This is a genomic window from Stieleria sedimenti, assembly GCF_025060895.1.
Classification (GTDB): domain Bacteria; phylum Planctomycetota; class Planctomycetia; order Pirellulales; family Pirellulaceae; genus Stieleria; species Stieleria sedimenti.
The window spans coordinates 26,560-37,760 of record NZ_JANZKV010000106.1 but is presented as its reverse complement, the minus strand read 5'-3'; the positions used below and the strand labels follow the sequence as shown (position 1 = coordinate 37,760).

Sequence of the window (11,201 nt, the reverse complement as noted above, 5' to 3'; positions counted from 1 at the left end):
TTTCACGGTGTTTTTGAAGCGCAACCGGACGGCTCGCGCCGTTCCGCTAACACCTTCAGAGGTCTCACCCTCGGTCACTCACGATTTCAGCACAACTGACCGAGGGTGTGATCGAGATAGCGTTTGGTGTGATCGAGCAGGTGGTCGTAGCTGATCGATTCGACATCTTCTCCGATCACCTCCACTTCCCACGACCCACAGTATCCGTTTTCGTGCAGCAGTTCGATCAGTTCGGGCAACGGCACACACCCGTCACCGAGCAGACAACGATTCATCTCGCCGTGGGGACAATGCCGCCCGTCACCGAGTTGAACCAGATGAAGATGACGAGCTACGTCGGGCAGCCAACGCAGTGCATCACGATCCATCCCGATGTGGTAGGTATCCAAGACCATGCCCAGGGACGGGTTATCAACGCGTTCGATGATATCGAGCGTCGATTGCAGATCATGGACGAACGACCATTCTTCACCACATCCAGGATGAAACGGTTCCAACGCTAACTTGACGCCGTGCTCTGAAGCAACTGCGGCAACTCGCACGAGTGCTTGACAAAGCGTCCGGCGAAGATGTGTTTTGATGTGGTTGTTCTTGCCGCCGGCCAACACGATCAGCGTGCCGGCACGCAGTTGCGCGGCTTGGATCACGGCGCCGACCGCATCGGAAACGGCATCTTCAAACGGCCGTCCGTCGCTGCCGGTGAACCCGCCGCCCCACGACAGCGATGTGGCCACCATCGAATGCTCTCGGAGCAATTCGATCGTTCGCTCGACACCATAATCTTCGACCTTGGGACGATACAGTCCGATGCCGCCAAACCCGCGTCGGGTATAGGCGTTGACGTCCGACTCCAGGTCCCAACGCAGTGTTGAGAGCTGGCTAACAGAAAGCGTGTTCATCCGTGCTTCGGCCATGGAGAAAGATTCAATCGAGGAGCCCCGAGCGTCGACGTGGCGCCGTAGCGGATTGTAACGCATCCACAAAATGAACGATGCGCGAACTGTTTGATGGCAAAACACTTTTGGGCAAAACGTTTTTGTCGCCTGCAACTCGTTCTGTGTTGCACTCGGTTTTAGCGGCAGGGCGCGAGCCCTCCGGTCTTTCGCAGTGTTTTGAAGCTCAACCGGACGGCTCGCGGGCTGTCGATTTAGTCAGGATCTGCTGAGTCAATGGTGAGCCGCTGGCCGGAAGGCCTCGGGCAACGTCGCTGTGCCCGGCCGCATACGCGTCGCGGCTCACAAAAACGACAGACCACTCGCGCCGTTCCGCTAACAAAAGCGGCGCGCCTACAGTCCCGCAAAGGCGGCTTCGATCAGTTCCTTCTGTTCCATCAAGTGTGCCGCCATGCTTCCCGTGCTGGGACTGGCCGACTCGGCGCGCGTGATGGGAACAAGCGTCCAACCGGCGCTGTGGAAATCATCGCCGAAGTTTAGCTTCAGATAAGGCCAGGTTCCCATGTTCCTCGGTTCGTCTTGGACAAAGAAGATCTCTGCATTGCGAGGCACTCCATCCAGGGCGGCGATCAGTTCATCACTTTCCAATGGATAAAGTTGCTCCAGACGAATCAGCGCCACATCATCGAGCTCGCGTTCTTGTCGGCTCTTTTTCAGGTCATAGTAGATCTTTCCCGTGCACAGCATGACACGGCGGACCTTCGACAGATCCACATCCTTGTCGATCAAGATTCGCTCAAACGCTCCTTCGGCGAGCTCCTTGCGATCGCTGACCACTTCGGGGTGCCGCAGCAGGCTCTTGGGCGTCAGCACGATCAGGGGTTTTCGCCACTTGCGAATCACTTGACGACGCAGCAGGTGAAAGTATTGCGCCGGCGTGGTCGGCTGGCAGACCTGGATGTTGTGTTCGGCGGTCATGGCCAAGAACCGTTCCACCCGGGCGCTGCAGTGCTCGGGGCCTTGCCCCTCGAATCCGTGCGGCAACAACATCACCAGACCGCTCAGTCGATTCCATTTGTCTTCGGCACTGGCGATGAACTGATCGACGATGACCTGTGCACAGTTCCAAAAGTCACCGAACTGGGCTTCCCACAACACCAAGCTGTCGGGCGCGTCGAGCGAATATCCCCACTCGAATCCCAGCACACCGGCTTCGCTGAGCGGACTATTGTGCAATTCGACGCGTGCCTGATTGGTGGCCAAGTGCTCCAGCGGCATGTAGGTCGCGCCGGTCTTGACGTCGTGCTGAACGGCATGCCGCTGGCTGAACGTTCCGCGTTGGCAATCTTGGCCGGTCAACCGGATCGCGTGCCCGCGAGCGAGCAGCGTGGCGAAGGCGGCCAGTTCGGCGGTCGCCCAATCGAACGGCTTTTCACCGGTCGCCATCCCGCGACGATTGGCGATCAACCGCTTCAGTTTTTTGTGTTGTGCGAATCCTTCGGGCAAACGCGTCGCCGCATCGACCAGTTCGCCCAGCAGGGTTTCATCGAAGCTGGTGTCGGTCGGCTCGACCGGCTCGGGGCCACCGAAGTAATCACTCCAACCGGCGGCAAGCGTTTGCGTGTCGGGGACGAATTGGTGATTTTTGCTGGCGTCGAATTCCGACTCCAACTTCTCGGTTCGTTCCTTCTGAATTTCCTCGGCTTCTTCTTCGGAGATTTTCCCGAGTGCCTTCAATCGATTGAGGTACTGTTCGCGGACACCGGCGCGACGATCGATTTCGGCATACATGCGAGGCTGCGTGAACCGCGGCTCGTCGCCTTCGTTGTGTCCCCAGCGACGAAACGCGTACAGATCGATGACGACGTCGCGTTGGAACTCGTTGCGAAAATCCATCGCCAAGGCGACGACTTGGGCGACCGCCTCGGGATCTTCGCCGTTGACGTGAAAGATCGGGATTTGCAGCATCTTCGCGACGTCGGTCGCGTAGGTGGTGCTGCGGCCTTGCTCCGGCTCGGTCGTGAACCCGACCTGATTATTGATGATGATGTGCAGCGTGCCGCCGACCCGGTAGCCGTCTAACTGGCTCAGGTTCAACGTTTCTTGCACAACCCCTTCGCCGGCGAACGCGGCATCGCCGTGGACCAGCACGTTCATCACCTGACGCCGGTCGGTATCCCCCCGGTGATCCTGCTTGCAACGCGTGCGTCCCATCGCGACCGTGTTGACATATTCCAGGTGGCTGGGGTTGAAGCACAAGGAGATGTGGAGATGATCCCCCCGCGCGGTTTTCCAGTCGCTGCTGTATCCCAAGTGGTAGCGGACATCGCCGCCGCCGCGGCTGAGTTCCGGATTGGGATCATCGAAGGACCAGAAGATGTTCATGGCGCGTTTCTTGAGGATGTTGGCCATCACGTTCAAACGGCCGCGGTGGGCCATCCCCATGACGACTTCCTGCACCCCATGCTCGCCCGCCTTCTCCAACGCCAAGTCGATCAGCGGAATCAGGGTTTCGGCACCTTCGAGCGAAAAGGTTTTCGCGCCGACAAACTTACGTCGCACAAACTCTTCGAAGATCGAGGCGTCGGCCAGCCGCGCGTAGATCCGCCGTTGTGTCTCGTGCGGCAGGTCCAACCGATTCTCGGTGCTCTCCATCCGCTGCTGCAACCAATCGCGAATGTTGCGATCGTCGATGTGCATGAACTGCGCGCCGATGGACCGACAGTAGGTGTTGCGAAGCTTCGTCAAAATGACGTCAAGCGTATCACCCTTGACGTGCTCGACCGCGGACGAATCCAAGCGGCGTTGCATGTCGGTTTCGCTGAGTCCATACCGCTGGGGGCTCAACTCGGGCCGGTCGCCACGGTCGATGCCCAACGGATCGAGTTGCGCCTTGAGGTGTCCGCGGACGCGATACTCGCGGACCAACTGGTTGACGCGGTCTTGCATCCGCGACATCCAAAGCGCCTGATCGGTCGCTTCATCACCGGTCGATCCCCTGCGTTCTGCGACGGCCAAAGCGGAACCGTTTCCGCCGGGCTTGCCGGCGGACGTTCCGGCGGCAGCGGAATTCGACACGGACACGCGGCGGCCTTGTGAAACGCCGGCGTTGCGTTTCCTGGCCGTTGCGGGAGAGCTCACCAAGAACTGCTCAAAATACTGCCGCCAGGTCTCCGAGACACTCTCAGGATCCTGAATATACTGGACGTACAAATCGTCGATGTAGTCCAAGCTAAAGCTATTCATATCAACCGATGCCGATCACGGGCCTGGTCTGTTGGAAGCGTTCAAGCGTTTATTGACGGGCGACCGAAGCGAGTTCATCGCATTGCTGAACCGTCGCCAAGATTCCGCCATCGTCCTCAACACAGTCTAGATTTTGGACGATCAACCGCCACCCTCGCTCCGCCAAAGCCAGAACGATTTTCAAAAAAACATTCGTCACATCGGGGGCTTCCTCGGAGCCGAATTGTTGTTGGCCCGCAACCGCATCAGAAGCTATCCTGCCGGCCCGGACGCCCCCTCACCACAAACGGATTTGACGATGATCACGTTGCTAGCGCGGCCCGCTCTCTGGTTCTTCGCCCTGGGCGGCTTCCTGCTGCACCTCGGTCTGCCCGCCGGACCACTTGCCGCCGAACCACCCCAACGCATCCTGCCGTTGCCCGATGTCCCCTTGCCGACCGCCTCACAACCCCAGGATAACCCGGCCGCCCGCGAGGCACTTTCACGGGCGCTGCAAGGCGATCGCGACGCTGCCCCCCTGTTACCCGATGACTTGCAGGAACTGCTGCGGACCACGGGCAGTGTCCTGGACGGGTCCTCCCTCGATCCAAAATTCGCCGCTCCGGAGATGCCCTCGCTCACGCCGCCACCCAACTCGCCGGGAACACAATCCGTCCGCCACAGACGGCGGGCCGCCGAAATGCTTTTGAAATCGGCTCGCTTGCTCGACAAAATCGAACCCAAGAGTGAAAATCAGACGTACTTGGTGAATCAGATGCACCAGGAAGCGGTTCGCTTGCTGCAAGATCCGACCGGTTCCCATCGCCCCCACCAGCCCCAATCGGATCAGCGGGCACGGACATCCGGCAGACTGCCCGGCGATCCGCCGCCCACATTCCACGACAGCCTACGCCACCCTCCTCGACTCACCCCCTAGCCGCACACCTTGTCCGACCGCCGACGTCCACCATCGAAACTCCCCCCACCGGCTGCGCCAACGAAATCGGACGCCGCCCCCAACGTCGAGCCTCCCCGCGGTTTGTTACGGCGTTGGTCGATTCCCGTCCTTGTCCTGGGGGTACTGATCGCCGGTGGCGTGCTGGCCGATTACTGGTCGGCCGAACCCGAAGGCATCGTTCGCAGCTACGTCGGACGCGACGCCTGCATCGAATGCCACCGACAACAAACCGAGGATTTCACCGGGTCGGACCACGACAAAGCCATGGATTTGGCGACCGATGAAACCGTGCTCGGCGATTTTAATGATGTCACCTTCGAGCACGACGGATTGGTCAATCGACTGTTTCGCGACGGTAAACGCTTTATGGTTCACACCGAAGGCGAAGACGGCACGATGCAGGACTTCGAAGTCAAATACGTTTTCGGCGTCTACCCGCTGCAACAGTACATGGTCGAATTTGACCGCAGCGAAGAGATGGAATCCTGTGACGTCGCTCGCCTGCAAGTCCTCCGCATCAGTTGGGACTCACGCGACCACCAGTGGTTCTACCTCCGCCCGCCGGACGTCGCGGACAAACTGGCCGCCGACGACCCGCTGCACTGGACCGGTATCGCGCAGCGTTGGCAAACGATGTGTGCCGATTGTCACTCCACCAACCTGAAACGCAACTTCGACCCCGACTCGGTCACCTACCACACCACGTTTTCGGAGATCGACGTCAGTTGTGAAGCCTGTCATGGCCCGGCGTCCCTGCACATCGAACTGGCCAACAAGAAATCGCTGTTCTGGGATCGACGCCACGGATATGGATTAGCCAAATTGAAAGGGCCCGATCCCGAGCCCCAGTTGCAGACCTGTGCGCCGTGCCACAGCCGCCGCGGCGTGATGAATGAACGGTTCACCGCCGGCCCCGATTACTTTGACCACTATCGCTTGGAAACACTCGGCGAGACGACGTACCACGGTGACGGGCAGATCAAAGACGAAGTCTACGTCTACGGATCGTTCATCCAAAGCAAGATGTACCACAAAGACATCCGTTGCACCGATTGCCACGATCCCCACTCGCTGAAATTAAAATTCCCCGGCAACGAGACGTGCACCAATTGCCATCAGCACGCCGCGGGCAAATACGATGTTCCGGCCCACCACCATCACGCCCCCGGCACCGAAGGCGCCAAGTGCGTCAGCTGTCACATGCCCCACACCACCTACATGGACGTGGACCCGCGGCGGGACCACAGCTTGCGGATCCCGCGTCCGGATCTCTCGGTCAAACTGGGAACACCCAACGCCTGCAGCCACTGTCACGTCAAGGATCGACTGCCGCAGATCGCCGACGAGCATCGCGACACGTTCCAGTCCAAGGAATACTCGCAATGGCTATTGGCCGCCGAGCAAGACGGCGAACAACCCATCGGAAGCGACGGCGAAACCCTGGCGGAGTTGATGCGGCAGACCGACCAGTGGTGTGATGACGCTTGCGAACAATGGTACGGCGAACAAAGAAAGCGACCGCCCCACTTCGCCGAAGCACTGGTGCCCCTGCGTCGCGGCGACCCCGGCGCCGCCAGGGAAGCGATTGAAATGCTGGCGATCAACGACGAACGCGCCCCCGCGATCGCCAAAGCGACGCTGCTGGAGGAACTCGCCAGGCAAGGCGTCGCCGCCCTGCCACGCGTCGCCGCCGAACTGGCCGATCAAAGCGACCAGCATCCGTTGGTCCGTTCGGCCGCTGCGTCGGTGTTGGCGATGGCCAATGCGTCGACCGGCAAAAGCAAGCTGATAAAGCTGCTCGGTGACGACTCGCGTCTGGTGCGAACCTCGGCCGCCCGATCGCTATTGGGTTCCCCCGCGTTTGGCCAGCTCTCGCCGTCCGAACGAACTCAACTGGAGTCCGTCTTGAACGAAGTCCACGAGGAGTTCATGGTCGCATCGGACCGCGCCGGAGCACACATGGGCTGGGCCGGAATCTGCGAACAATTGGGACGCTACGGCGAAGCGATCGAGGCCTATCAGACGGCGATTCGCGTCGAACCGGGCTCCGTCGGTGCCAGGACCAATCTTGCCAGCCTGCTGGAACAGCTTGCCCCGAGCGTTCCCGAATCCGAGCGAGAGCCCCTGCTCAAACGCGTTCGAACACTCCGCAAGCAAGAATTGCCGCTCTTGGCGCGTGACGCTGCGCTGGCCCCCCAAATCGCCGGCATCCAGTACCGCTACGGCCTGTTGCTCTACTTGAACGGACAACTTGACGCCGCACTTTCGCAACTCGAAAAAGCCGCCAACCTGGAACCGGACAACCCCGAATTTCAAACCGCGGTCAGGCTGCTCAAGGAAAAGATGGACGGCTCGCAATAGTGACTAACCCGCAAGTTGTTCTTCGGAGTGGGCGTAGCGGATTTTGCGAAAGACTCCTCGCAGCATGGGTGTCGACGCAAGTGAAAAATCCCTCTCCGGCAGGAAGGGTCGAATGACGACAGATGAACTTCAACCGCCCCTCCGACATTCACCAATCCAGTCAACCCACCGGAGTACACAATGATCGCACTCCTGAAATCGCTTCAGCAAAAATGGAATGACTGGTGCGGCGACCGCGAAATGGAATTGGAGATCCGAAAACACCTGACCCAAAACGGCTATTACGGCGGCTCGGCAAAACTCAAAAATGTGCGTCTGATCGCCGTCCAACGCCCCGGCTGGCTCCAGGTGTTTCGCTTCGAAGCGACCGCGCGACTGCAGGCCGACGAAACCGAGGGTCCCGATCCCGAAGCGGTCTACGAAAACCTGTATGGGTTGGTCCGCGATGACATCCGCCACAAAACAAACTCTGTCCGGGTCTTTCAAGATCCGAGCGAACGAAGAGAATTGTTTCTCCGCTGGAGCGAGGATTTGATCCAGTTGCGTGGGGCCCAGGGATTGGTCGACCCCTGAAACGACACCGCACCACTTGCCATACAATCTGATGGACGAGGGCACGGACTGCCAATCCGTCCTCCCCTCCACGCCTCCCTTCATCGAACCTACCACGATCGAATTCATATGCGACACGCAGCCCTGCTCTTTCTCATCACGCTTTCGGCCATCCTGCTCGGCGCCCCGTCACTGAGCGCCCAGCCAGCCAGCGCCCAGCCAGCCAGCGCCGATCCCTCGACCGATCTGTCGCCGGACAAGGAAGCGGAACTGATCTCGGAAGCCCGACAGATCACCTTTGACGGACTGCGTGCCGGCGAAGGTTACTTCAGCGGCGATGCCAAACGGATGGTCTTTCAAAGCGAACGCGATCCGGCCAACCCGTTCTACCAAATCTTCTTGATGGATCTTGAAACCGGCGATCTGCAGCAGGTTTCACCGGGGCAGGGCAAAACGACCTGCGCCTGGATCCACCCCAGCGGCGATCGGGTGCTGTTTTCCAGCACGCACCACGATGAAACCTCGGTCGAAAAGCAGAACGAACTGCTCGAACTTCGCCGGACCGGCAAGCAACCACGCTACTCGTGGGACTACGACCCCGAGTTTGAAATCTACGAGCGGCTCGATGACGGCACCTACAACCGGCTGACCGAAGCGGTCGGCTATGACGCCGAAGCCAGTTACAGCCCCGACGGAACCCAGATCGTATTCGCGTCCAACCGGGCGGCTTACTCCGAGCCGCTGTCGCCACGCGAGACCGAGTTGCTGAAGACCGACAAGTCGTACTTCATCGACTTGTACATCATGAACGCCGACGGATCGAACGTCCGGCAGTTGACCGATGTCAACGGCTATGACGGCGGGCCGTTCTTTTCGCCCGACGGAGCCCGCATCTGCTGGCGACGATTTTCCGAAGACGGGACGACGGCGGAAATCTACACGATGGCCACCGACGGCACCGACGTCCGCCGCTTGACCAACATCGGCGCGATGAGTTGGGCTCCATTTTACCATCCCAGCGGCGATTACCTGATCTTCACCACCAACCGACACGGCTTCGGCAACTTTGAACTTTACTGCGTCCGCGCCGATGGCCAGGGGCAACCCGTGCGGGTGACCTTCACCGATGGATTCGATGGTCTGCCCGTCTTCTTGCCCGGCGGCGATCGCATCGCGTGGACCAGCAACCGGACGGCCGAAAAACGTTCACAAATCTTCCTCGGCAACTGGAACGATGCCGAGGTCCGCAAACGCCTGGGATTGACCGACCAGGACGACGCGGACCGACAAGCGGCACTCGACGCCGCCGAAGAATCATCGCCTCAATTCACGCCCGCCGACATCGCCCGCCACGTCGATTATTTGACGCGTCCGGAACTGGAAGGCCGGTTGACGGGGACCGAAGGCGAGCGACGGGCGACCGCTTACGTCGCCGCTTACTTGGAGAGTCTTGGGTTCGTGCCGGCCGGCGAATCGGGCACGTTCTTTGATGAGTTCCAGTTCCCGGCGGGTTGCTCACTGACCGACAACAACACGCTCACGATCGGAGACCAGACAGGAACCTTGAACGAAGATTGGCGTCCGCTCTCCTTCTCAGCCGACGGCCAAATCGAGCCCACCGAGGTCGTCTTTGCGGGCTACGGCATGCGTGTCCCGGCTAGCGAAGACTCGCCGGAATACGACAGCTACGTCCACCTGAACGTGGCCAATCGATGGGTGATGGTGTTTCGAGATTTGCCCCAGGACATCACCCCCGAACGGCGACAGCAGCTGGCGCGTTTCAGCTCGCCGCGCCGCAAAGCGACCTTCGCCCGCGATCTCGGCGCCAAAGGCATCATCTTCGTCGCCGGCCCGACCAGCAAGGTTCAGAACGAGTTGATCCGCTTTGACTCCACCGCCTCGGCCGGTGTCAGCATCGCCGCGATCTCGATCACCAATGCCATGGCGGGCAAACTGTTCTCGGAGTCCGACGGCGACCTCAAAGAACAGCAAACCCAACTCGACGACGGATCGCTGGCGATGGGCTACATCCTGGAAGGAGCGAAGGTCGGAACGACGATCGAAATCGAACGCAAGACGGGGACCGGACGAAACGTGATCGCCCGTCTGCCCGCCGGCGAAAGCACCGCCCCCAGTTACCCGTTTGTGATGGTCGGCGCACACGTCGATCACTTGGGACGTGGTTCCGGCAGCAACTCGCTGGCCAAGGACGACGAACGCGATCTGATCCATCAAGGGGCCGATGACAACGCGTCGGGAGTCGCGGCGATGCTGGAGATCGCACAATACCTGGCGGACGAAAAACGGGCCGGACGGCTGAATGCCAATCGGGACCTGGTGATCGCCGGTTGGAGCGGCGAAGAACTGGGACTGTTCGGGTCCCAAGCCTTCATTGAATCGTTCGAGACGCTTTATCCCGACGCCCCCAAAGCCGAAATCGATGAAGAGGCGGAACGTGCCGCGCGGGCTCACGGCATGACCACCAACGCCGCACCGCTGACCTCCGCGATCGCCGCGTACCTGAATCTGGACATGGTGGGACGACTGCGTGAGAAGCTGGTCGTCCAGGGGATCGGTTCGTCGCCCAAGTTTGAATCCCTGGTCAATCGTCGCAACGTGCCGGTGGGGCTGTCGCTGACGCTGGACAAAACCAGCACGCGATTGCCGACCGACGCCTCGGCCTTTGTCGCCCGCGACGTTCCCATCTTGTCGGCGTTCACCGGCGCCCACGAAGACTACCACACGCCGCGGGACACCAAAGAAAAATTGAACTATGAAGGCGCAGCCAGCACGGCTCGGCTGTTCGCGTTGATCGCCCGCGGCATGTTGACCGACGCCGATGTTCCCGAATTCAAACTCGACGAAGGCGAAAAGCAGCAAGACGAAGTCCCCCGCGCACGACTGACCGCCTACCTGGGAACGGTGCCCGATTATGCGGCGGGAAAGATCAAGGGGCTGAAACTGAGCGGAGTCGCCGGTGAGGGTCCGGCGGCCAAAGCGGGCGTCCAGGGCGGCGACGTGATCATCGAACTCGCCGGCAAAAAGATCGAAGACATTTACGATTACACCTACGCCATCGAAGCCCTGAAGATCGGCGAAGAAGTCGGCATCACCGTCCGGCGGGGCGACAAAGAGGTACCGCTGAAGATCACCCCCAGCTCACGCGATTGAAAAAGCGTCAGCCGCACGTTGGTGTGCAGGCTTTANNTAGC

Annotated in this window: 6 protein-coding genes; 4 read left to right on the top strand and 2 right to left on the bottom strand. The window is 60.2% G+C overall.

Annotated features, from left to right (window positions below):
* Positions 1-86 precede the first annotated feature (86 nt).
* Together NZK35_RS15010 and NZK35_RS15005 are read right to left on the bottom strand one after the other, a co-directional pair.
* A complete protein-coding gene (locus tag NZK35_RS15010; RefSeq protein WP_259633351.1) occupies positions 87-914 on the bottom strand; it encodes a sugar phosphate isomerase/epimerase family protein in 828 nt (275 codons plus the stop codon).
* Positions 915-1,286: 372 nt separating this feature from the next.
* Positions 1,287-4,139 (bottom strand): 2-oxoglutarate dehydrogenase E1 component, encoded by a 2,853-nt coding sequence (locus NZK35_RS15005; protein ID WP_259633350.1) that lies wholly within the window; start codon positions 4,137-4,139, stop codon positions 1,287-1,289.
* 298 nt (positions 4,140-4,437) lie between these two features.
* On the opposite strand from NZK35_RS15005, the gene NZK35_RS15000 reads away from it, so the two are divergent.
* The 4 genes from NZK35_RS15000 to NZK35_RS14985 all read left to right on the top strand — a co-directional run bounded on the left by NZK35_RS15000 (position 4,438) and on the right by NZK35_RS14985 (position 11,160).
* The gene (locus tag NZK35_RS15000; RefSeq protein ID WP_259633349.1) at positions 4,438-5,055 is read left to right on the top strand and encodes a hypothetical protein; all 618 of its coding nucleotides are present in this window, start codon (positions 4,438-4,440) and stop codon (positions 5,053-5,055) included.
* Positions 5,056-5,064: 9 nt separating this feature from the next.
* The gene (locus NZK35_RS14995; protein WP_323379640.1) at positions 5,065-7,437 is read left to right on the top strand and encodes a multiheme c-type cytochrome; all 2,373 of its coding nucleotides are present in this window, start codon (positions 5,065-5,067) and stop codon (positions 7,435-7,437) included.
* A gap of 180 nt (positions 7,438-7,617) precedes the next feature.
* The gene (locus NZK35_RS14990; protein ID WP_259633348.1) at positions 7,618-8,010 is read left to right on the top strand and encodes a hypothetical protein; all 393 of its coding nucleotides are present in this window, start codon (positions 7,618-7,620) and stop codon (positions 8,008-8,010) included.
* A gap of 108 nt (positions 8,011-8,118) precedes the next feature.
* Complete coding sequence (locus NZK35_RS14985; RefSeq protein ID WP_259633347.1) at positions 8,119-11,160, top strand: M28 family peptidase; 3,042 nt, start codon at positions 8,119-8,121, stop codon at positions 11,158-11,160.
* Positions 11,161-11,201 lie beyond the last annotated feature (41 nt).

Bases quoted from the DNA above. Each gene is read 5' to 3' on its own strand.
- NZK35_RS15010 (WP_259633351.1), bottom strand. From the start codon at position 914: ATGGCCGAAGCACGGATGAACACGCTTTCTGTTAGCCAGCTCTCAACA.
- NZK35_RS15005 (WP_259633350.1), bottom strand. From the start codon at position 4,139: ATGAATAGCTTTAGCTTGGACTACATCGACGATTTGTACGTCCAGTAT.
- NZK35_RS15000 (WP_259633349.1), top strand. From the start codon at position 4,438: ATGATCACGTTGCTAGCGCGGCCCGCTCTCTGGTTCTTCGCCCTGGGC.
- NZK35_RS14990 (WP_259633348.1), top strand. From the start codon at position 7,618: ATGATCGCACTCCTGAAATCGCTTCAGCAAAAATGGAATGACTGGTGC.
- NZK35_RS14985 (WP_259633347.1), top strand. From the start codon at position 8,119: ATGCGACACGCAGCCCTGCTCTTTCTCATCACGCTTTCGGCCATCCTG.